We start from the raw sequence: 20,716 nt of genomic DNA, 5'->3' as shown, positions 1-20,716 counted from the left end.
TGCGTACGGTGGACGCTAGATGCCCGGCAGGGTTGTGGTCAACAGGAGGTTTCCGGAATGTTACGCAAAGGCCTAATGGAAAGGGATCCTTCATGACCGCTGTCCCGCGCCCCCGGCCCCGTCCGAGCCGGGCCGTCGAGGCCCAGGAGGGGGTCAAGGAGCTCATCCTCCAGCGCGGGCTGGTGGCCGGCGCCCCACTCCCCACCGAGTCCGAGCTGATGGAGGAGCTGGGCGTCAGCCGCAACTCCATCCGGGAGGCGCTCAAGGCGCTGCAGGCCGTCGGCATCGTCGACATCCGGCACGGCTTCGGCATGTTCGTGGGCCGCATGTCCCTGGCCGGCCTCGTGGACGAGCTCGCCTTTCACAGCCGCATCACCCTCCAGGACGGCCGCAACGCGCTGGCCAACCTCATCGAAATCCGCGAGATCCTGGAGATCGGCCTGGTCCAGCGCCTCATCGACCTGGGCCCCGACGTCGACCTGACGCCCGTCGCCGACGTGATCGCCCGCATGGAGGCCGAGGCGGTGGTGGACGCCGTCTCACCGGAGACCGACCGGCTCTTTCACGACCTGCTCTACCGGCCGCTGGACAACGCGGTGGTCAGCCAGCTCCTGGGCGCGTTCTGGGACGTCTACCACCAGCTCCGCGACCACCTCGGCGCGCCTGACGAGACACCGGACGACGTGGTCCGGCGCCACCGCGACATCTACACGGCGGTGCTCGCGGGCGACAAGGCGCAGGCGATGGCGGCCGTCTACGCCCACTTCGACGGCGTACGCAACCGCCTGGCCAGGCTGCGCCCGCCCACCTGACCGACCTCTGCCGTGCCGTCCCAGGCCGGTGGTCGATTACCGACCAAAGGAGGTTATCGATCTCTGCCGTGCTGTCCTAGGCTGGTGGTCATGGCCGAAATGGCGGTGTCCGACGGGGTGTGGACGTTCAACGGCGAGACCCTGCGGGTCGTGCCGGGCAGCGGCCGGGACGTGCACGAGCTGCGCAAGACACTCGGCGAGCTGGTGATCTCGATCGAGGCGATCGCCGGCGTCACGTTCGAGCCGTCCCGCAAGGGCGGGCACCTGCGGTTGCGGCTGCGCAAAGGGGCCGATCCGCTGACCGACGCGGTCGCCGGCTCGCTCACCGCCCCCGCCGACCCCTACCGGCTGGCGATCCCCAAGGGGCGCACCGGCGCCGCCGAATACTTCGCCGACGAGATACGTGACGTGCTGACCGTGTGGCAGACGCCGAGCGCGCCGAGCGAGGAGTTCCTGCTGCCCGGCCCCGCGGTGCCGATCACGACCAGCGCGGGCGACGGCACCGTCCACTTCGACGGCGAGCGGGTGCGCCTGGAATGGACCCCCTTCGCCAGCAGCGCCAAGGACGAGGCGGGCCCGCAGGAGTTCGCGCTGGCGGACCTGGCGGGCGTGGAGTGGAAGCCGCTGACCGGCCTGGGTTACGGCTCGCTGCGCTTCCGGCTCAAGGACGAGGGCCCCGACAAGCCGCCGCAGAAAGACCCGCGCTGCGTCTCCTGGGGCGTGCAGAAGTTCGGCGGCACGACCGCGCTCGTCGCCGCGGCCGTGCTCGCCCGCATCCCTCGTGGCCTCGCCGAGCTGCCCCCGCCGCCGAGCACGCCCGGCGAGACGGAGACCGTCCTGCGCCACCTGGCGGAGCTGGGCGAGCTGCACCGCTCCGGCGTGCTCACCGACGAGGAGTTCAGCACGGCCAAACAGGCCCTGCTACGCCGCCTGGAGTGAGGCTCACGCCCGCTCGGCGTGCGCGGCCCGCTCGTTCGGCACGCAGTGCGTCATCTTCAGCCCGTGCACGTCCCGCTGCCCGTTCGCGCCCAGCTTGGCCAGGCGGTCGCGGTCCTCGTCGGTCAGGTCTTGACTGGCGAGCGGCTCCAGGCCGCTGACGTCGTCGGGCGTGATGCCGAGCCCTTCGCCGACGCGCAACCCCAGCTCGTCCTCCACGAGCAGCAGGTGCCACACCATGCGCTCGGCGACCCGGCGCTCGCACTGCTTGAACAGGGCGACGAAGTTGTTCACCAGGTCGTCCCGCTCCCACTGCTCCATCAGCAGATAGCGCTGGCCGGCCTGCGCGTAGTCGTTGGTCCGGGGAATGCGCTTACGGGTGAGCCGCCCGGAGATGACCGGCCCCTCCTCGTCCACGGTCGGATACTCCGCCTCGCGCAGCCCGCCGAGCAGCGACGGCTCGTAGTTGATGTGCGGCGACTCCCCGGCCGAGTCCACGAAGTACGTCATCTGGCCGTCGCGCTGGTTGGTCCTGATCTCCGCGTTCTTCGCCTGGTTGACGGGCAGCTGCAGGTAGTTCGGGCCGACCCGGTAGCGCTGCGTGTCGCTGTAGGAGAAGGTCCGGCCGACCAGCATCTTGTCCTCGGAGAAGTCCAGGCCGTCGACCAGGACGCCGGTGCCGAAGGAGATCTGCTCGTTCTCGGCGAAGTTGTTGCCCACCGCCTTGTCGAGCACCATCCGCCCCACCGGCCTGGCCGGGAACTCGTTCTCCGGCCACACCTTGGTGTCGTCGAGCGGGTCGAAGTCCAGCTCAGGATGCTCCTCGTCGCTCATCATCTGCACGAGCAGCTCCCACTCGGGATACTCGCCCCGCTCGATGGCGTCGCGCAGATCCTTGGTGGCGTGCCCCAGCTCCTGCCCCTGGATCACCGCCGCGTCGGCCTCGGTCATGCTCCGCACGCCCTGCTTGGGCATCCAGTGATACTTGACCAAAACCGTGTCGCCCTGCTGGTTGACCCACTTATAGGTGTTGACGCCGAATCCCTGCATGTGCCGGTAGTCGGCGGGGATCCCGCGCGGGCTGAACAGGTTGACGAGCATGTGCATGCACTCCGGCGTCTGCGACATGAAGTCGAAGATCCGGTTCGGCTCCTGCCTGAACGTGACCGGGTCCGGCTTGAGCGCGTGGATCACGTCAGGGAATTTGATCGCGTCCCTGATGAAGAAGACCGCCAGGTTGTTGCCGACCAGGTCCCAGTTGCCGTCCTCGGTGTAAAACTTGACCGCGAACCCCCGCGGGTCCCGCGCGGTCTCCGCCGAGTCCCGCCCGCCGATCACGGTGGAGAACCGCACCGCCACCTCGGTCCGCTTGCCCGCCTCCTGAAACAGCTTGGCCCGGGTGAACCGGCTGATCGGCTCGTCGCCGAACGTGCCGTACGCCTCGAAATAGCCGTAGGCCGTCGTCCCCCTGGCATGCACGACGCGCTCGGGGATGCGCTCACGGTCGAAGTGACTGATCTTCTCCAGGAACTGGTAGTTCTCCAGCGTCGCCGGACCTCGTGCGCCCACGGTCCGCTGGTTCTGATTGTCGTAGACCGGGTGCCCCTGCCGGTTGGTCAGCACCTCACGCCGGTCTCCAGGCCTAGATCCCTGGCCGGAAACATCAGTCATGTCAGTATTCCTCTCCTCCGGTGTCCTGTTCCCCCGCTGCCCCCAAGCGGCCGTGCGACACCGGCAAAGACTCACCCAGCGCGGCGGGCCGGTCGAGGAGTTGGAGCGCGTCAGCACTGAACGCCCCACCTCCGATTTGGTGTGCGCTCGCATGGTCAGGAAGGTCTTCAGGAACGGAGGCCGCGAACCTCGTCGACAATCCTGTCCCACACGGGCTCGGGCAGTTCGTGACCGACTCCTGGGAGGATCCGCAGGCGCGCACCTGGGACGCGAACCGCGATCCGGCGGGCCGCGCTGGGGCGGATCAAGGGGTCGCCCTCCCCGTGCAGCACCAGCGTGGGCGCCTTGATCGTACTGATCGGCGGGCCGTGCCATTGGGCGCCGATCTGACGACTCTGGCTGCGCGCGTCCCGGACGCCCGCGTCGGCGATGCGCGTGATCGCCTCGCGAGAGGAACGCTCGTCGAACGGGTAACCGGGCGAGGAGATGAGCCGGGCGACGGCGACACCGGATTCGATGTCGCCTTCGACCGTGTCGGGAAATTTCAGGCGCGAAAGCTTGACGAGCGTGCTCAGCCGGACGTACCGGATGGTCTCCAGGCCCGCTGCGTCGCCGGGGACGGCCGACATCGTCGTCAGCGTGCGGACACGACTGGGGTGCCGTATGGCGATGCGCTGGGCGATGGCGCCGCCGAGCGAGACGCCGAACAGGTGCGCGGACTCCCAGCCCAGCGCGTCCAGCACGGCGATCGCGTCGTCGGTCATCTCCTCTGCGGTGTAGGCCGCACCGCGCCTGCCGAGCAGCGCCGCGATGGGGCTGCGTGCCGCGGTGGCCGGCAGGCGGGTTGACTGTCCCGCATCCCGCTGGTCGTAGCGGGCCACGGCGAAGCCGCGTGCGCCGAAGGCCTCGCTCAGTCCCTGGGGCCACCACAGCCGGGAGACGCCGAGGCCGGCGATCAGCAGCAGAGGTTCTCCCTGATCGTTGCCGGTCAATGGATGAGACCCGAACGGGGCGCGCGCGGTCCCGCACCCGAACGCAGCCGGGCGCAGATCGCCGTGGTCGCCATCGACCTGGCCAATGCGGGCGGGCTGGCGGCTGTGTCCACAAGGCAGATCGCCAAGGTGCTCGGCACCGGCCCCGCCTCCCTCTATCGGTATGTCGCCACGCGTGACGACCTCATCGACCTGATGCACGACGCCGTGACCGGCGAGGTCGACCTCAGCGTCCCGCTCACCGGCGATCCGGTCGAAGACCTCCTCTCACTGGCCGTCCGCACCAAAGACCTTTACCTGCGATATCCCTGGCTTCTGGACGTCCCCGTCGAACGAACCCGGCTGGGCCCACACGCCGCCGACTACCTGGAGCACGCGCTGCGTGCCCTCCAGCACGTACCGATGACGGGACGCCAGAAGCTCGAGGCCATCAGCCTGTTGAACGGCCTGGTGACGCTGTTCGCGCACATCGAGATTCAGGAACGGCGAACACCCACGGCCCGCCAGGCCGCCCAGGCGGCCTATCGCGCCCAGCTCGCCGCCGACGGGCGCCACCCTCTGATCGCGGCTGCCATGGCGGACTCGACCCTCGACCCACCCGACGATCCCCGGCGATCATTCGAGCGCATGACACGGCGGCTTCTCACCGGGCTGGGGTTGCCGGAGTGACGGCGGTCGCCGGCTCTGTCCCGGACGCCGTCGCCACCCGACTCCCCGCCGCCAGCCGTGCCCCATCACATGGGCTGACGACCATCGATATGAGCCGCGGGCGATCATGCGAACGCTAATCGCGGATCCGGGTCAGAGCAGTCGCTGAGTCACGGATCACCAGTTTGGGCTCGGGGTCGGTGATGACACCGCCTGCGCTTGGCCGCCCCGCGATCAGGTCGTAAAGCGCCTCGACGCCGGCCCGGCCGAGTTGGTACATGGGCATCCGGACTGCGGTGACGGCCGGGCGCAGGTGTTGCATCAGGTCGACGTCGTGGATGCCGACCACCGACAGCTGGTCGGGGATGGCGATGCCGAGGTCGCGTGCGGCGGCCAGGACCCCGACCGCGCTCATGATGTTGTTGACGACGATGGCGGTCGGCGCGGTTGCCGCCTGCATGGCCTGCCGGACCCCGTCGGCGCCGGCCTGCTCACCGAACCCGGTGGCCAGGTGCGGGGCCGGTGTCAGCCCGGCGGCGTCCATCGCCTGCTGGTAGCCCAGGTAGCGCTGCTGGGAGATGTATCCCGAGCCCCCGACGAAGACGATGTGGCGGTGGTGGAGGTTGACCAGGAATCGGGTAGCGATCTCGCTTGCGCGGCGATCGTCTATGTCGATCCAGGGATGGTCCAGTGCATGTTCCAGGATGAGGATCGGCTTGGGGTGGGAGCTGAGTTCGGCCATCACGTCGTCGTCCAGCAGCCCTTCGCCGCGGATCAGAATGCCATCGACCGTGCCCTGGCTGAGCAGCCGGGTCAGGAACTGGCTGCCGGAGCGCATCGTCTCGGCATCGCCCAGCAGGACCGTCGCGCCGTGCTCCGCCGCCGCCTCGTAGACCCCATGCCGCAGCGGTCCGTAGACCGGGTTGTCGATCTTGTTGAGGATCATCGCGATCATGTCGGTTTGGTTGAGCCGCAGCGAGCGCGCCGTCTGGTTCGGCTGGTAGCCCAACTGCTGCATCGCCTGGAGCACCCGGGTGCGGGTGGATTCCTTCATCCGGGTGTGGCTCGTGCCGTTGACCACCGCCGACACCACGGCGAGTGACACCCCAGCCGCCCGCGCGACGTCACGTTGCGTTGCCATGGTGAAAGCCTACTCGGTTATTGACGTGACGTCTCATCATCCCTATGTTGAATTAACGTTACGTCAACAAGGAGTATCTATGACATCGACACGTCGCACCGTCCTCCTGCGGTCCTCCTGGGCGACGGTGAACATCGGCGACGTGGCTCACTCCCCTGGCGTGGTGCGGGCGTTTCAGCGGTTCGCCCCCGAGGTCGAGGTCATCCTCTGGCCGGTGCGGCTGGAGGAGCGCGAACGATCCATGCTGCGGCACACGTTTCCCGGCCTGCGCGTCGTCGATGGCACTCTCGGCGGGGACGGGCCGAGCACCCCGGAGTTGGCCGCCGCCATCGACGGCGCGGACGTCCTCATGCACGGATCAGGCGCCGACGCCTTCCAGAGCACCGAGATCGATTGGTGGCGCGAGCACGTGGGCCGCCCGTACGGGTACTTCGGGGTCACCGTGGATCCGCTGTGCCCACCGACCATGGCGACGCTGCCGGAGCTGACACAGATGGTCGATCTGCTCCCACCGTCCTATCTCAAGGACGACGTCAAGGACCGTTTCGACAGCGCCGACTTCGTGTACTGCCGCGAAACGCTGACCCTGGCCACCCTGCGCGGCCAGAAGATAACCGGGCCCGACCTCGCCTTCGGGCCGGATGGCACGTTCGCGTTCGACCACACTGACGCCGTCGCCGCCGCTCGCCTGCTGGAGGAGTTCGGCCTGCAGCCTGGCCGGTTCGCCTGCTTCGTCCCGCGGCTGCGCTACGCCCCCTACGCGAAGATCTACGGCACGGAACCGACCCGCGAGCAGATGCGGCGCGACGCGATCAACCGGGCCACCGTGACGCACGACCTGGCGGTGCTGGCGGCGGCGATCGAGACCTGGGTACGCGTCAGCGGCCTGCCGGCCGTCGTGGTGCCCGAAATGAGCTATGCCGTCGAGCTCGCCCACGAGCAGCTTCCCAGCCTGCTCAGCCCGCAGACGCTCGGTCAGGTCCAGATCCTGGACCGGTACTGGCCGCTGGAGGAGGCGACCGGCGTCTACGCCGTCTCGTCGCTGGTGGTCAGCATGGAGTGTCATTCGCCGATCATGGCCGCGCGACATGCGATCCCGACGATTTACCTGCGGCAGCCGACCGAGACCACGAAGTCCCAGATGTTCGCCGACCTCGGCGCCCCGGACCTGGTGGTCGAGCTCGACCATCGTGCCGCGGCGACGGTCGTCGCGGCGGTCACCGACATCGCGACCGACCCGGCGCCCGCGGTCGCCCGGAGCAGGAGGGTCGCGGCCAATGCCGACGACCGGCTTCGGGCGGCGGTGCAAGCCTGCGTCGCGGGCCGGCCCATCGGCCTGCCCGCACCGGTGGAGACCGGCGATGCGTAGCCTGCGCGACCGCTGGCGGCGCGACCGGGTCCTGCTGCTGCTGGCGCTTCCCGGGGTCACGGCGCTGCTGCTGTTCCACTATCTGCCGCTCGGCGGGAACGTCATCGCGTTCCAGGACTTCCAGCCGTTCCTCGGAATCTGGCACAGCCCGTACGTCGGGCTGGACAACTTCGAGCCGGTGCTCACCGGCGACCCGGTGTTCCTCAACGCACTCGTCAACACACTGATCATCACGCTGATCCAGGTGGTCTTCGTGTTCCCGCTGCCGATCTGCCTCGCGTTGATCCTGAACGCGACCATCAGCGAACGGCTCAAACGCCTCACCCAGTCGATCCTCTACATGCCGCACTTCCTGTCCTGGGTCATCGTGGTCGCCCTGTTCCAGCAGATGTTCGGCAACGGCGGGATGCTCAACGCCTGGCTGCGCTCGGCCGACCTGTCCACGTTCTCCATCGTCGGCGTACCCGAGTTGTTCAAACTCATGATCACATCACAGGTGATCTGGAAGGACACCGGCTGGTCGACGATCATCTTCCTCGCCGCACTGTCCAGAGTGGATCCGGCGCAGATGGAGGCCGCGGTGGTGGACGGCGCCTCGGCAGCTCGCCGCCTGTGGCACGTGACCCTGCCCTACATCCGCCCGGTGATCGTCCTGCTGCTGATTCTGCGGCTCGGTGACTCGCTGTCCGTCGGGTTCGAGCAGATCATCCTGCAGCAGGCACAGGTCGGTGCCGGCGCCAGCGAAGTACTCGACACATACGTCTACAACCACGGAATCGTCGGCGGCGACTGGGGCACCGCGGCCGCGGTGGGGCTGATCAAAGGCATTGTCGGTGTCGCGCTCGTGCTCGGCGCCAACCGGTTGGCCCACGCCCTGGGCGAGCAGGGGGTGTACGCCAAGTGACGAGCCGATCTGTGCGGACTGCGGTGTCCGTGGCGCGCCCCGCCGCGGGCACAGGGCCGCGGCGGCCACGCTCGGGCCGCAGCCGGCGTCCGGCCTGGATGGGCGAGCCGAGCAAGCTGGGGGTCGGTGCGCGGGGACTCGTGCTCGGCCTGGGCTGCCTGGCGGTTCTGGTGCCGTTCTGGGCGGTGCTCATGACCAGCATCGCCTCCCCGGAGGAGATCAACAGGGCGGGCGGCTTCGTGCTGTGGACGAACGAACCGACGCTGGACTCCTACCGGGCCGTCCTGTCCGGCGGAATCGTCACCCGTGCACTGCTGGTGAGCGCCGGCATCACCGCGGTCGGCACGGCACTCAGCCTCGTCAGCACGATCGCTCTGGCGTACGCGCTGTCGCGGCCAGGTGCGTTGCTGCAGAAGCCGATTCTGCTGATGACGGTGTTCACCCTGCTGTTCAACCCGGGCATCATCCCGATGTACCTGACGGTCAAACAGCTCGGCCTGCTGGACAGCTACCTGGCACTGATCCTGCCGGTGCTGGTGAACGCGTTCAACGTCATCGTCATGCGCGCGTTCTTCCAGGGAATCCCCGGCGAGCTGCGGGAAAGCGCCTATATAGACGGTGCCGGGGAGATGCGCGTCCTGCTGCGGATCGTCCTGCCACTGTCGAAGGCGGTCGTCTCCGTGATCGGGCTGTTCTACGCGGTGGCGTACTGGAACGCCTTCTTCTCCGCGATGTTGTACCTCCAGTCGTCGGAAAAGTGGCCGCTGCAACTGGTGCTGCGCACCTACGTCGTCAACAACACCCCGATCGGGTCCGACCAGCTCAGCTCGAACCTGGAGAACCTGCCACCACAGATCTCCGTCCAGATGGCGATTCTCGTCATCTCCGTCCTGCCCATCCTGTTCATCTACCCCTTCATCCAAAAGCACTTCGCCAAGGGACTCATGGTCGGCGCCGTCAAGGGCTGACCGGTCGTCCACGCAGTGTGGCAAGGAGACGTCATGGCACCCACCTTCAGCCGCCGCCACGTCCTGGCACTCGGCGCGGCAACAGGGCTGGCCCCGCTGCTCGGGGCCTGCGGCGACGGCAGCCCGAGTTCGCCGAACAGCTCGACCGGGTCGGTCAAGCTGCCCACCTACAAGCCCGTCACCGCGGTCACGCCCGACCTGGCCGCCGCGCCGGCCGGGGTTTCGCCGGGATACTTCACCTACCCGGCCGCCTCCAGCGCCGCATCACAACCGGTGCGGGGCGAAGCCGTCACGGCACTGACGTACACCTATGATCCGATCGCCCCCGCGCTCGGCTCGAACCCCTACTGGCAGAACCTCAACAGCAAACTCGGCACCGAACTGAAGATCACGTACGTCGCCTCGACTGACTACAAGAGCAAGGTCGCCACGACCATTGCCGGTGGCGATCTGCCCGACATCGTGGCCATCCAGGGCGTTGTCCAGCAGATGCCGGCCATGCTGAAGGCGACATTCACCGACCTCACCGAGTACCTGTCCGGGGACGCGGTCCTCGCCTACCCGAACCTCGCCGCCCTGCCCACCGATGCCTGGCGCAGCACCGTCTACGACCAGCGGATCTGGGGCATTCCCGTGCCGCGGGCACGGATCGGCACCGTGCTGTACACCCGGGCCGACCTGCTGGCCAAGGCAGGACTCAGCCTCCAGCCCCGTTCGTTGGCCGAGTTCAAGGAGATGGCGGGCGCGCTGACCGACGAGCGGGCCGGTCGGTGGGCGTTCGGACAGATCCCGTTCAACACGATCCTTGAGATGAACGGGATCACCGGCAACTGGCCCGGCGGCACCGGCGTCTGGCAGGCCGAAGGTGGCGTCTTCACCCACTCCGGGACGACACCGCAGTTCATGCAGGCCCTCGAGGACACCGTCGAGCTGGTGAAGTCGGGGGTGGTGCATCCCGACCACGCGGGCGCGCCCAACACGAAGCGCAACGCGTGGATGCTGGCCGGCACGACCTCGTTCACCATCGGCGGGTACGCCGGGTGGGGCAAGTTCTACGGCCAGGCGAAAGACGTGCCCGGCTTCCGCCTGACCGGCATGCTCTCGCCCACCCGAGACGGCACAGGGACGCGGGTACGCACGCCCGGCCCGACCCTGTCCAGCTTCACCGCTGTAGCCAAGACCGACAACGCCGACCGGATCAAACAGATCCTCAAGGTCCTCGACTGGTTGTGCGCACCCTTCGGCAGCAGCGAGTACCTGGCCCTCCGGTACGGCGTCGAGGGCCAGACGTTCACCCGCGACGGCTCCGACCCGACCCTCACCGAGGGCGGGCGCAGCCAGATATTCCTGCCGGTGCGGTACCTCGCCGAAGCATCGCCCGTCATCTACGAGCCGGGCAACCGCCAGGCCGTACAGGACCAGCACGACCACCAGGCCGCCGGCGTCCCGCTTGCCGTCGCGGACCCGACCCTCGGGCTGTACTCGGAGACCGCCGCCAGCAAGGCTGCCAGCGAGCAGCAGGAACTGGACTCGGTGCTGCAGGAGATCCAGCTGGGGAACAAGCCCGTCTCGGCGTGGCAGCCGGCCATCAAGAAGTTCATGGACCGGGTGGGCAACAAGATCAAGGCCGAGTACGAGGAGCAGGCGGGTGGTTGACGTGGACTCAGCTGACACTCTCACAGGGTTAGGGAGAAGACAGTGGTGAGACGGAGCACGTTACGTTGGTACACGCGTCGTCGGGTCCGTGCGGCGGTCGTGCTGGCTCTGGTGGCGGCGTTTCTGTCGCCGGGCAGTGCCGCCTTCGCCGACATGTCGGATCTCGGCAGGCTGCTCGACCTGACGCGCCCGGGGCTCAGCGCGGTGGCGGCCAAGTTAGCCGCCGGTGATGAAGCGGGCGCCGCGAGCGAGCTCAAGGTGTATTACGCGGGCCGCGCCGACGTCCACTACCCGGCTCCGGCCGAGGGCCTGGGCGGTGGCGACTCGGGCCCCGACGAGCTCGCGGCGGGGATCTTCCGGTTCGGCTCCGAAACTCGCACCTTCTACAACAGCGCCGAGCAGCGGATCGACATCGACTGGCAGGACCTTTGGGGTGGGACGCAGACCACCCCGGGCGGCGCGCAGACCTTGATGAGCGACTTCACGTTCATCCCCAAACTGACCTACGCCTACGTGTCCGAAAGCGATCCGGCGAAGCGTGCGGCGTACGCGGCGGCGTGGATGGACATCTCGCTGGACTTCTTCGCCGACAATCAGAGCTGGCCGCAGGGCCGCAACCTGTCGGCGGCCAAGCGGCTCGCCCAGCTGGTCAGCGCGTTCTCCGTGTTCCGGACCGATCCTGGCATCGACGCGAGCGATCTCGTGAAGTACCTGTCCGGCGTGCACGCCACGACGGACTTCCTCGCCGGCGTGATGCAGATACATGTCGGAAACAACTGGTATGTGTCGATGGCCCGCTCCGTCCACGCGGCAGCCGTGTATCTGCCCGAGTTCTCGTCATCGCCTGGCTGGGAGTGGTTCGCGGTGCGCTCGGCCGAGCGGTTTCTGCGCGCGCACGTGAAGGGCGACGGTGTGTACCGCGAGCCGGCGTTCAACTATCAGGCATACGTCGCAGACATCCTCAATTCCATCGTGGCAGTCGCGAATGCCAACGGGCGAACCGTTCCTGATTCGCTCGTCCAGGGGGCGGACTGGATCGCGGATTCGCTGTTCGCGACCCGTCAGCCGAATCTCGAACCCGCGGCGATCGGCGACACGCCGAACAACTACGCGGGTACGTCGGCCATTCGCAGGAGCGGTGTACGCAACTCCTGGCCCGATTTCACCTGGGTCGCCTCCGGCCGAACGGAGGGGACCGCCCCGACGCTGTCGTCCACGGTGTTTCCGATCAGCTTCGCGGTTCAGCGTTCCGGGTGGGATGCCGATGCCCGGTACATGCTGATCAACAACCAGAATTCCAGTTACACCGCCTCGCATCGGCATCCGGACGACCTCAGCCTGGTGATGGCGGCGTACGGGCGTCCGCTGATCGTCGACTCCGGGGTGGGGGACTACAGCGCGACCGACACGAACAACTGGATGCGTCGTGAAACCGAGGCGCACAACACCATCGAGGTCGACGGAGAGCCGCAGGCCAAAGGCGTTCCCCGCACGACGTCACTGTGGCGCTCGAACGCGGGCCTCGACATCTACCGCGGTGCGGCGATGGGCTACCGGCCGGTCGCGCACGACCGCGCGGTCTACTTCATCAAGCCCGGCTTCTGGGTGGTCTCCGACGACCTCACCGGTGACACCGCCGCGCACGAATACCGGCAGCTCTGGCACTTCCCCGGTGATCCGGTGACCGTCAATCCGACGACGAAGGTCGCCACGGTCGGGTTCGACACCGTGCCCGGAGCCGCACCCGTCGCCGGCGTGCGGCTCATCCCGGTGGCCACGGCCGGCGCCGCGGTGACCCCCAGGGTCCACAAGAATGGCGCCGTACGCGTCGGCGAGCGGGTACTCACCGACGTCGACTACCTGTCGTACGACTGGTCCTCCACCGGGTCGACGGGACTGGACACGGTCGTGGTTCCCGGCCAGGCCGGCGCGGCGCCCTCGGTGACGGCGAAGCGCATCGCCATGCCCGGGGTGAGTCACTCCGTGGCGACGGCGATGGAGATCGCCCTGCCGGACGCGACCGGACGCTTCTACCTGTCGCGCGAGGCGACTCCCTCGTCGAGGGCGTTCGGGGCCGCCACGACCAACGCCGAGACCGCGTACCTCGAGCGTGCTTCGGGCGGCGGGCTCACCAGGTACGCGCTGACCAGAGGGTCGTCGCTGATCGACCAAGGCAACACCGTTATCAGCGCATCCGCACCGGTGTCCGATGCCAGTGTGGAACTGCGCGGCGCGACCGCCCGGATCTCGCTGGGGGACCCGTTCACCGGCACGCTCTCCATCAACGCGCCGAACGCGAACGCGGTGAAGGTGAACGACACCCCGATCGCGTTCACCCGCACGGGCAACCTCATCACCGTGTCACTCGAGGAACACTTCGCCCCGGCACCCGTGCTCAACGACGAGTTCGACGATGCCGGCCTGGAGCGCACCGTTCATGACTTCAACGGATCCTTCGGCGGCTGGAGGCCGGTCCAGGGGACCTGGGCGCTGACCGGCGCACAGCCGGACACGCAGCTGGCACAGACCTCGACTGCGGACATGATGTCGTTCGCGGCGCTGCGGGACGTACCCGATGACGTGGTCATGGCCGCGGACATCGTTCCCGGACCACGCGGGCAGACGACATCCCGTACCGGTCTCGCGTTCCGCTACCACGATTCCCACAACTACTACCGGGCCGAAGTGCTCAACTCCACGTCGGGAGCGACGCTGAAGCTCGTGAAGATATACGACTCCAAGACCGAGATTCTCGCGGAGACCGAGCTGCCGAGCGGCGCCAACGTCCCGCACAAGCTGGTCGTATCCGCGATCGGGAGGCATCTGAGCGCCAAAGTCGGCGACACGTCGATCTCCGCGGACGACGGACAGTTGCCGACGGGTGGTGCCGCCGCCTTCACGCATCGGCGGGCCGCGACCTTCGACAACATCGTGATCAGGGAAGGGCTCGATCAGGCCAATTGGCGAGGAATAACAGGGTCTGTGTCCGTCGCCTCGGGCAAGTTGCACCTCACGCCGCCTTCCGGTGGCCGGGCGCACGTACTGGCCGACTCGACACTGCCGAAGCGCTTCTCCGAGGCGTGCGACTACGCCGTGGAGACCACGGTCACGATCGACGGATCCGTCGGTAACGCGGGAATCTCGCTGCGAGACACCACGGACGCGTACGGGTATCGGATCCACGTCGGCAAGACGAGCAACGGAACCCAGTACGCGAGCATCATCCGCGAGGCGCACGCGTCGGGTCCCGTCACAGTGGCCACGGCATCCATCAGCAACCCGTTGACAGGTCCCGTGCGACTGGGTGCGGCGATTCACGGCGACCGCATCACCGTGACGTTGAACGGCGTTGAGATCCTGAAGGATCGCGACACCGTTGTGCGCAGCGGCGGCGTCGGGCTTTACGCATCCACGGAGAGCTCGTTCGAGAACGTCACTGTTGCTCGGTCCTGCGGAGGGCGGGAGCGCCTGCGGCCACGTGCCCCCGGCGCCGGCAACCGCTGGGACCACCACGACTAAGCGGTCTCGCTCGTCAATCATTCGGGGGTTACGCGGCTGAGGCGGGTACGACAGGCTGCGGCCTGGGCGCCCGCCCACAGTCCGCTCCATCCGCGCTCTCGTCCTGCGCCTGGTGTGCCCGGAAACCGTGCCGAAGAGCATCCGGCGAGCAACCACGGGAGCACCTCGACGCCGCCAGAGCCACTCGAAAATCGAAAAACCCCAGCTCAGCGCACTGAGCTAGGGTTTCGATGCGGTGCGCCGCCAGGGACTCGAACCCCGGACCCGCTGATTAAGAGTCAGCTGCTCTAACCATCTGAGCTAGCGGCGCCTGCAACACGGGTAACTGTATCAGCCGCCACGCACTGCCCGCACACTGTCGCGGGCCTCATCCGCCCAGCCGCGCCGCCAGTCTTCCGTACGCCTCCAGCACGAGATCCCAGAACCGCGGCACGTTCAGCGCGGTGGCCACCAGGGCGTTCGGCCGGCGATCGCGCAGTTGGAAGTCCACCACCGTCATCCCCCGGGTGAACTCCCCGACGGTCTCCACGTTCACCACTGCGGGCACCATCGTGACCAGGGACGGGTCCAGCACGTACGCGACCGCGCAGGCGTCGTGGATGGCCGGGCCGCCGTGCTCGGTCACCTCGCCGTAGAACTGGGCGGCGGGCACCAGCAGCTCGGCCAGCCGTCCCAGGGGTCGCATCCGGTCCAGCTCGGCGGTGGTGACCATCGCGGTCAGCGTCACGTCCAGGCCGAGCATCTTCACCGTCCAGCCCGCCCCGAACACGATCGCGGCGGCCTCCGGGTCGGCGAGGATGTTGAACTCGGCGGCGGGGTTGTGGTTGCCCCGAGTGAAGGAGCCGCCCATGATCACCAGGTCGTGGGCCCACTCGACGACGCGCGGCTCGCGCCGTACGGCCAGGGCGAGGTTGGTGAGGGGGCCGATCGCCACCAGCGTGATCTCACCCGGCGCCGCCCGCAGGGTGTCGATGATGCAGTCCACCGCGTGCCCCTCGGCCACCGCGAGCAGCGGCGGCGGCAGCACGGCCCCGCCGAGGCCGGTGTCGCCGTGGACGTCACCGGCGCGAACGGTGCGGTGCATGAGGGCCCCGGCGCTCCCGGGCGTGACCGGGATGTCCCCGAGGCCGAGGAACTCCCTGAGTGCCAGCGCGTTGGCCGTGGTCAGGGAGAGGTCGACGTTGCCGCCGACGGTGGTGATGGCGACGAGGTCGAGGCCGGTGGCGCCGGCGGCGAGGGCGAGCGCCATGGCGTCGTCGATGCCCGGATCGCAGTCGATGAGAACTTTGGTCACGTGTCCGTACGATACGAGGCGGACCTGCGAAAAAAGAGATCGGGGTCGGGCAGTCCCCCAAAGTCTGCCCGACCCCGATCCCGACGGCGGTCCAGGCCGGCGCTTTCCCCCAAAAGCGACGGCGGTCCCGCACTGGCAGACGGCGGTCCCCCTCCGCGTCCGCTCCGGTGTAGGTCTTACGGCCGGTCACCATGCTTCCGACCTGCTTCGACACTACCGAGGTCTATGCAACGGCTGTGTCATAACGCGGTCGAATATCCGTTCGGTGAACGCCAAGGAATGTTAGCGATTCACCCGGTTTGAACCGGTGCGGAGCGAGGGGGCGCCAAGCGGTTAGGGAATCTCCAGACGGACCTCCGTGCCCTCCGCGAGCGAGCGGCTGACCGTGCAGTACTGGTCGTGCACCCGCCCCGCCACCGCGCGGAAGACCTCGTCGGCCTCCTTCGCGGGCAGTTCGACGTCGTAGGTCACGGTCACCGGGCCCAGCCGGTTCGACTCGACCTTGTCCGCCTGCACCGTCATCGCGAGCCGGACGAGCCGGTGGCCGCGCTTGGCCGTCAGCGGCTCCACGGTCACGATGTTGCACCCGCCCACGGCGGCCAGCAGCAACTCCACCGGCGTGAACACACCGTCGTCCGCGTTGCTGCCCAGGCGCACCTCCGCGCCACGGTCGTTCGTCGCCCGAAATCCGCCGTCGTCAGTCCGCTCCACACGCACGTTAGCCATGTTTTAGACCTTACTCAGACAGCTCTCATGTTCGGCGCGCATGGTTCGATACATGGGTAGCGAGGCGAGTTCCACAGGTCCGGTGCTCTTCTGGTGCGGTGTCGCGGTCGCCGAGTTCGGCGCCGTCCAGCCCGGCTACGGCCTGGCGTGGCAGCCCGCCGCCTACGCCGGCGCGGCGCTGCTGGTCGCGCTCGGCCTGATCGTCGTCAGGTCCGCCGGCCGCCTGCGGTCGCGGCGGGCCGGGCGACGCCTGCGGCTTGCCGCCTATCTGGCGGGCACGCTCCTCGTCGCGTACCACCTCAGCGCCGCCTCCCCCTCACCCATGACCGTCACGGCCCTGCTGGTGTACGCCGTGGCGTCGGTGATGGCGGTCTGGAGCCACGGCGGCGGCGCCGCCCGGACCAGGGCCACGCTGCTCATCGCCACCGACCTGGAGCCCGGGACGCTGCGCACGCTGCTGGCCGGGCGCGACCAGAGCACCGTGGCGGTCTACCGCACCGAGCTGATCACCGACGAGCTGCGTGAGCTTCAGGAGAGGTACGGCCTGGTGCTGGTCGTCGGGCAGGAGCACGATCCGAGGGCCAAGGAGCGGCTGAGCGCCTCCGGGCTGAGCCGCCAGGTGCCCGACATCGCCGACCGCGAGGTGGTGCTGGCCGGTCCACGCCATTTCACGAGGTACGTGCGCGGCGCCCTGGCCCGGCTGGCCGTGCCCGGCACACAGGTCACGACGGCGAGCGTCCGGCTCCGGCAGCGAGCCTGACCGTACGGCTCACATCGGGCAGCGAGCCGGGCCGTACAGGTCACAAGCGGGCAGCGCGCCGGACCGTACGGCTCAGGCGTCGGGGTGGGCGCGCAGATACTCCAGGTAGACCGGTCGCAGTGCTTCGCCCAGATCGCCCTCGCCCGCGGCGATGGCGTCGCTGAGCAGCGCCGAGACGTGGCTGAGGTCGGCGGTCATCTCCCGGCCCGTGGCGGCCTCGGCCGCCGGGATCACCTTGAGCAGGTTCCACAGGAACCCGAGATCCCCATGGTGCACGGCATAGCGCACAGCGCGTTCGTGCAGCTCGCTCGCGGACAGCGACTCGAGACCAGTGGTGTCCATCTCGCTCCTTCCCCTTCGGACCGACCTTTCCCGCGAGGGGCGTCCGAAACACGGAGCCACTTCAGCAGAGCGCAAAGTGATCGGCCGGCGCATAGGGTCCCTGTTGGAGTGCCGGTCACCGTGGGAGGATCATCCAGCGTGAGATTCATCATCAGAACCCTGGCAGCCGCGGTTGCCCTCTGGGTCGCCATCCAGTTCCTCGACGGCATCGACATCACCACGAAGGCGTACTCCCCCGAATACTGGGGGACGCTGCTGATCGTGACGTTGATCTTCGGCGTCGTCAACGCCATCGTCAGGCCCATCGTCAAAGCCCTGGGCTGCGCGCTCATCGTGCTCACCCTGGGGCTGTTCCTGCTGGTCATCAACGCGGGCATGCTGCTGCTGACCAGCTGGATCTCCGGGCAGTTCGACATCCCCTTCCACGTCGACGACTTCTGGCCCAGCGCAGTCCTGGGCGCGATCATCATCAGCGTGGTCACCTGGCTGCTCAGCCTGGTCATCCCCGACGGCGACTGACAGCCCCATGGACATCGGCGGCAGCGGGCTGACCTGCTCGCGGGTGCACGCGGTCGCCCACGGCGAGGCCCGGGTCACCATCTCCGGCACCGACCGGGCCCTTGCCGCGTGGACCGCCGCCCAGCGGCTCACCACTGTCGTGTACGGACGCGGCACCGGCGTGGGCGCCAACAAGGACGTCCTGGTCGAGCAGGGCGGGGCCGCCCTGCTGCGCAGCCACGCGTGCGGCGCCGGGCCGCTGGTCGAGCCGGAACGGGCCAGGGCGATGCTGGTCGTCCGCCTCAACCAGCTCCTCGCGGGCGGCTCCGGCGTCGACCCCGGCGTGCTGCCGGTGCTGGCCCAGGCGATCAACGACGGCTTCACCCCACCGGTACGCACCTACGGCGCCATCGGCACCGGCGACCTGACCGCCCTGTCCACCACCGCCCTGTGCCTACTCGGCGAACTCCCCTGGCACTCACCCCCCACCGGCACGGGAACGGGAACCGGCAGCAGCGCCGACACAGGCACGGGCACCGGCGCGGGCATTGCCCCTGCCGCCGTTCCCCGCTATGCGTTGGCTGACGCCGATGCGCTGCCGTTCATCAGCTCGGGCGCCGCCACCCTCGGCGACGCCGCGCTCGCCTGTCACCGGCTGCGCCTGCTGCTCGACGCGGCCGTCGACGGAGCCGCCCGCTCCTTCGCGGCTGTGGACGCCTCCGCCGAGCCGCTGGCGGCGGCCGTACAGGAGGCGCGTCCCCACCCCGGGCAGGCGGTCGTGGCCGCCCGGCTGCGCGCCCTGCTCCCCAAGGGCCCGAGCCCTCGCGTCCAGGACCCGTACGGCTACCGTGCCTTCGCCCAGGTGCACGGCGCCGCCATGGACGCGCTGGACCGCGCGGAGGCGGTGGTCGAGACGGACCTCAACGCGGCGGCGGAGAACCCGCTCATCGCCGGCTCGCTCGCCTGGCACAACGGCAACTTCCACTCCGCCCCCGTGGCCCTGGCCCTCGACACGCTGCGCGCCTCGCTCGTCCAGGTGGCGCAGCTCAGCACGGCCCGGCTGGCGACGCTGATGAACCCCGAGTTCACCGGCCTGCTGCCGTTCCTCGCCGATCGGCCCGGCGGCTCGGGGGCGCTCATCCTGGAGTACGTGGCCCAGGACGCCCTGGCGGAGCTGCGCCACCTCGCCGCCCCGGTCACCACGGGCACGGCGGTCATCTCCCTGGGCGCGGAGGATCACGCGGGCTTCGCCACCCAGGCCGCCCGCCACGCCCTGCGCTGCGTCGAGCCGCTGGAGATCGTGCTGGCCTGCGAGCACACCGCCGCCGCCCGAGCCTTGCACGGCCCGAAGCCGGACACCCCGCTCACCGCCGACCTGGAGACAGCCCGCCAGGCCCTGCGCGGCTAGGAGGTCGTCAGGTCGGCGACGGAGCCGCGTTGGCGGAGGGTGGGCTGCTGGACGATCCGGCGGCGGCGGGTGCCTCCGTCTGCGGCGGCGGCCATCAGCCGGACGGCGGCCCGGACGATGCCGTCGATGTTCCAGTCGACGGTGGACAGACCCGGCGTGAGCAGGCCGGACATGGGATGGGCGTCGTAGCCCATGACCGAGATGTCGCGGGGGATGGACAGCCCCAGCTCTCCCGCCGCGGCGTAGACGCCATAGGCGATCGAGTCGGCGAAGCAGAAGACGGCGCTCGGCCGGCCGTCGGCGAGCAGGTCGTGGGCCGCCTGGGTGGCGGCGGCCAGGCCGTGCTGGGCGGTGGCGACCCGGATGTCCAGGCCGAGCCGCTCGCCCTCGGCCGTGACGTGCACGTCGGCCGGGCGGTCGGGTGTGCTGGCCCGGGTGGGGGTGAGGACGCCGATGCAGCGGTGGCCGAGCGCGCGCAGGTGCTCCAGGGCGAGGGTGACGCCGCGCCGGTTGTCGAAGATGACCTCACCGGCGGTGCCGGGCAGGGAGTCGCCGATCGCGACCACCGGCAGCGACTCGCACAGCTGGGCCCAGAAGGGCGCGGCGGGGTCGATCGGCTGCACGATCATGCCGTCGACGCGCTGGTCGCGGAGCTGCTGGGCGAGGGCGCGCTCGCGGTCGGGATCGCCGACGGCGTCCAGGATGAGCGCGTAGCGGTCCTTCTCGCGCAGGCCGCGGCTGATGCCGACGGCGAGCGACTGCTGCCAGAGGTCCTCCAGCGAGCCGCAGAGCAGGCCGATCATGCCGGTGCGGCCGCTGGCCAGCGCTCTGGCGATGGGGTCGGCCTCGTAGCCCAGCTCGGCCGCCGCCGCGCGGACCCGCTCCATCGTCTCCTCGGAGACCTGCAGACCACGCAGCGCGTAGGAGACGGCGGCCGGTGACAGGCCGGTCGCCTGGGCCACTTCCCGAATCGTCGCTCTCTTCCGAGCCATCCGACAACCTTATGGGCTGACACCGACAGCCAGGGCGGGTGCCTGGTAAGGATGCGCGACGTTGACAATCTCTCATGTGA

Annotated in this window: 18 protein-coding genes and 1 tRNA gene; 11 read left to right on the top strand and 8 right to left on the bottom strand. The window is 69.0% G+C overall.

The genetic code is table 11. From position 1 onward, the window contains the following. Positions 1-92 precede the first annotated feature (92 nt). Both IEY87_RS01800 and IEY87_RS01795 read left to right on the top strand, forming a co-directional pair. Positions 93-812 carry a FadR/GntR family transcriptional regulator gene (locus IEY87_RS01800; RefSeq protein WP_189136677.1) on the top strand — a complete coding sequence of 240 codons (720 nt, stop codon included), beginning with the start codon at positions 93-95 and terminating at the stop codon, positions 810-812. Between the two features lie 90 nt (positions 813-902). After that, on the top strand, positions 903-1,751 hold the full coding sequence (locus IEY87_RS01795; protein ID WP_189136676.1) for a DUF4429 domain-containing protein: 849 nt from the start codon (positions 903-905) through the stop codon (positions 1,749-1,751). A gap of 3 nt (positions 1,752-1,754) precedes the next feature. Here the strand turns inward: IEY87_RS01795 and IEY87_RS01790 are convergent, their stop codons facing one another. Then, the gene (locus IEY87_RS01790) at positions 1,755-3,419 is read right to left on the bottom strand and encodes a catalase (protein WP_189136675.1); all 1,665 of its coding nucleotides are present in this window, start codon (positions 3,417-3,419) and stop codon (positions 1,755-1,757) included. Positions 3,420-3,586: 167 nt separating this feature from the next. Further along, on the bottom strand, positions 3,587-4,411 hold the full coding sequence (locus IEY87_RS01785) for an alpha/beta fold hydrolase (protein WP_225276836.1): 825 nt from the start codon (positions 4,409-4,411) through the stop codon (positions 3,587-3,589). A gap of 3 nt (positions 4,412-4,414) precedes the next feature. Between IEY87_RS01785 and IEY87_RS01780 the strand changes: the two genes are divergently transcribed. Continuing rightward, positions 4,415-5,080 carry a TetR/AcrR family transcriptional regulator gene (locus IEY87_RS01780; RefSeq protein WP_189136674.1) on the top strand — a complete coding sequence of 222 codons (666 nt, stop codon included), beginning with the start codon at positions 4,415-4,417 and terminating at the stop codon, positions 5,078-5,080. Positions 5,081-5,195: 115 nt separating this feature from the next. Here the strand turns inward: IEY87_RS01780 and IEY87_RS01775 are convergent, their stop codons facing one another. Continuing rightward, complete coding sequence (locus IEY87_RS01775; RefSeq protein ID WP_225276837.1) at positions 5,196-6,200, bottom strand: LacI family DNA-binding transcriptional regulator; 1,005 nt, start codon at positions 6,198-6,200, stop codon at positions 5,196-5,198. A 79-nt stretch (positions 6,201-6,279) separates the two neighbouring features. Between IEY87_RS01775 and IEY87_RS01770 the strand changes: the two genes are divergently transcribed. From IEY87_RS01770 to IEY87_RS01750, 5 genes are all read left to right on the top strand, one after another. Beyond that, positions 6,280-7,569, top strand: coding sequence for a polysaccharide pyruvyl transferase family protein (locus IEY87_RS01770; RefSeq protein WP_189136672.1), 1,290 nt, complete (start codon positions 6,280-6,282; stop codon positions 7,567-7,569). Beyond that, a complete protein-coding gene (locus IEY87_RS01765) occupies positions 7,562-8,473 on the top strand; it encodes an ABC transporter permease (protein WP_189136671.1) in 912 nt (303 codons plus the stop codon). Before IEY87_RS01770 ends, IEY87_RS01765 begins: the two co-directional genes overlap by 8 nt. An 11-nt stretch (positions 8,474-8,484) precedes the next feature. Continuing rightward, positions 8,485-9,441, top strand: a complete 957-nt coding sequence (locus IEY87_RS01760) for a carbohydrate ABC transporter permease (RefSeq protein WP_225276838.1) — start codon at positions 8,485-8,487, stop codon at positions 9,439-9,441. A gap of 33 nt (positions 9,442-9,474) precedes the next feature. Next, positions 9,475-11,097 (top strand): extracellular solute-binding protein, encoded by a 1,623-nt coding sequence (locus IEY87_RS01755; RefSeq protein ID WP_189136670.1) that lies wholly within the window; start codon positions 9,475-9,477, stop codon positions 11,095-11,097. Between the two features lie 99 nt (positions 11,098-11,196). Further along, entirely contained in the window at positions 11,197-14,616 is a 3,420-nt protein-coding gene (locus tag IEY87_RS01750) for an alginate lyase family protein (protein ID WP_189136669.1), read from the top strand. A gap of 236 nt (positions 14,617-14,852) precedes the next feature. Here the strand turns inward: IEY87_RS01750 and IEY87_RS01745 are convergent. The 3 genes from IEY87_RS01745 to IEY87_RS01735 all read right to left on the bottom strand — a co-directional run bounded on the left by IEY87_RS01745 (position 14,853) and on the right by IEY87_RS01735 (position 16,636). Beyond that, a tRNA-Lys gene (locus IEY87_RS01745) sits at positions 14,853-14,926 on the bottom strand. Between the two features lie 57 nt (positions 14,927-14,983). Further along, the gene (locus tag IEY87_RS01740; protein WP_189136668.1) at positions 14,984-15,910 is read right to left on the bottom strand and encodes a nucleoside hydrolase; all 927 of its coding nucleotides are present in this window, start codon (positions 15,908-15,910) and stop codon (positions 14,984-14,986) included. 333 nt (positions 15,911-16,243) lie between these two features. Then, positions 16,244-16,636, bottom strand: coding sequence for an OsmC family protein (locus IEY87_RS01735; RefSeq protein WP_189136667.1), 393 nt, complete (start codon positions 16,634-16,636; stop codon positions 16,244-16,246). A 52-nt stretch (positions 16,637-16,688) separates the two neighbouring features. Here IEY87_RS01735 and IEY87_RS01730 point away from each other — a divergent pair, with 52 nt between their 5' ends. Further along, the gene (locus tag IEY87_RS01730; RefSeq protein WP_189136666.1) at positions 16,689-17,396 is read left to right on the top strand and encodes a ferredoxin reductase domain-containing protein; all 708 of its coding nucleotides are present in this window, start codon (positions 16,689-16,691) and stop codon (positions 17,394-17,396) included. A gap of 72 nt (positions 17,397-17,468) precedes the next feature. Here the strand turns inward: IEY87_RS01730 and IEY87_RS01725 are convergent, their stop codons facing one another. After that, a complete protein-coding gene (locus IEY87_RS01725) occupies positions 17,469-17,738 on the bottom strand; it encodes a hypothetical protein (protein ID WP_189136665.1) in 270 nt (89 codons plus the stop codon). Positions 17,739-17,876: 138 nt separating this feature from the next. On the opposite strand from IEY87_RS01725, the gene IEY87_RS45400 reads away from it, so the two are divergent. After that, positions 17,877-18,257 (top strand): phage holin family protein, encoded by a 381-nt coding sequence (locus tag IEY87_RS45400; protein WP_225276839.1) that lies wholly within the window; start codon positions 17,877-17,879, stop codon positions 18,255-18,257. A 7-nt stretch (positions 18,258-18,264) separates the two neighbouring features. After that, the gene (locus IEY87_RS01715; RefSeq protein WP_189136663.1) at positions 18,265-19,644 is read left to right on the top strand and encodes an aromatic amino acid ammonia-lyase; all 1,380 of its coding nucleotides are present in this window, start codon (positions 18,265-18,267) and stop codon (positions 19,642-19,644) included. Here the strand turns inward: IEY87_RS01715 and IEY87_RS01710 are convergent. Then, complete coding sequence (locus IEY87_RS01710) at positions 19,641-20,636, bottom strand: LacI family DNA-binding transcriptional regulator (protein ID WP_189136662.1); 996 nt, start codon at positions 20,634-20,636, stop codon at positions 19,641-19,643. The two genes, IEY87_RS01715 and IEY87_RS01710, sit on opposite strands and share 4 nt — an antisense overlap. Between the last annotated feature and the right edge of the window lie 80 nt (positions 20,637-20,716).

The organism is Nonomuraea glycinis, assembly GCF_014646515.1.
GTDB lineage: Bacteria > Actinomycetota > Actinomycetes > Streptosporangiales > Streptosporangiaceae > Nonomuraea > Nonomuraea glycinis.
Note: the sequence above shows the minus strand (reverse complement) of the source record. Positions and strands in the feature narration are given on the sequence as shown.

What these genes read in the sequence shown, in the direction of transcription:
- IEY87_RS01770 (WP_189136672.1), top strand. Translation starts at nt 6,280, where the DNA reads ATGACATCGACACGTCGCACCGTCCTCCTGCGGTCCTCCTGGGCGACG.
- IEY87_RS01710 (WP_189136662.1), bottom strand. Translation starts at nt 20,636, where the DNA reads ATGGCTCGGAAGAGAGCGACGATTCGGGAAGTGGCCCAGGCGACCGGC.
- IEY87_RS01775 (WP_225276837.1), bottom strand. Translation starts at nt 6,200, where the DNA reads ATGGCAACGCAACGTGACGTCGCGCGGGCGGCTGGGGTGTCACTCGCC.
- IEY87_RS01800 (WP_189136677.1), top strand. Translation starts at nt 93, where the DNA reads ATGACCGCTGTCCCGCGCCCCCGGCCCCGTCCGAGCCGGGCCGTCGAG.
- IEY87_RS01725 (WP_189136665.1), bottom strand. Translation starts at nt 17,738, where the DNA reads ATGGACACCACTGGTCTCGAGTCGCTGTCCGCGAGCGAGCTGCACGAA.
- IEY87_RS01730 (WP_189136666.1), top strand. Translation starts at nt 16,689, where the DNA reads ATGGGTAGCGAGGCGAGTTCCACAGGTCCGGTGCTCTTCTGGTGCGGT.
- IEY87_RS01765 (WP_189136671.1), top strand. Translation starts at nt 7,562, where the DNA reads ATGCGTAGCCTGCGCGACCGCTGGCGGCGCGACCGGGTCCTGCTGCTG.
- IEY87_RS01755 (WP_189136670.1), top strand. Translation starts at nt 9,475, where the DNA reads ATGGCACCCACCTTCAGCCGCCGCCACGTCCTGGCACTCGGCGCGGCA.
- IEY87_RS01790 (WP_189136675.1), bottom strand. Translation starts at nt 3,419, where the DNA reads ATGACTGATGTTTCCGGCCAGGGATCTAGGCCTGGAGACCGGCGTGAG.
- IEY87_RS01715 (WP_189136663.1), top strand. Translation starts at nt 18,265, where the DNA reads ATGGACATCGGCGGCAGCGGGCTGACCTGCTCGCGGGTGCACGCGGTC.
- IEY87_RS01780 (WP_189136674.1), top strand. Translation starts at nt 4,415, where the DNA reads ATGAGACCCGAACGGGGCGCGCGCGGTCCCGCACCCGAACGCAGCCGG.
- IEY87_RS01735 (WP_189136667.1), bottom strand. Translation starts at nt 16,636, where the DNA reads ATGGCTAACGTGCGTGTGGAGCGGACTGACGACGGCGGATTTCGGGCG.
- IEY87_RS01795 (WP_189136676.1), top strand. Translation starts at nt 903, where the DNA reads ATGGCCGAAATGGCGGTGTCCGACGGGGTGTGGACGTTCAACGGCGAG.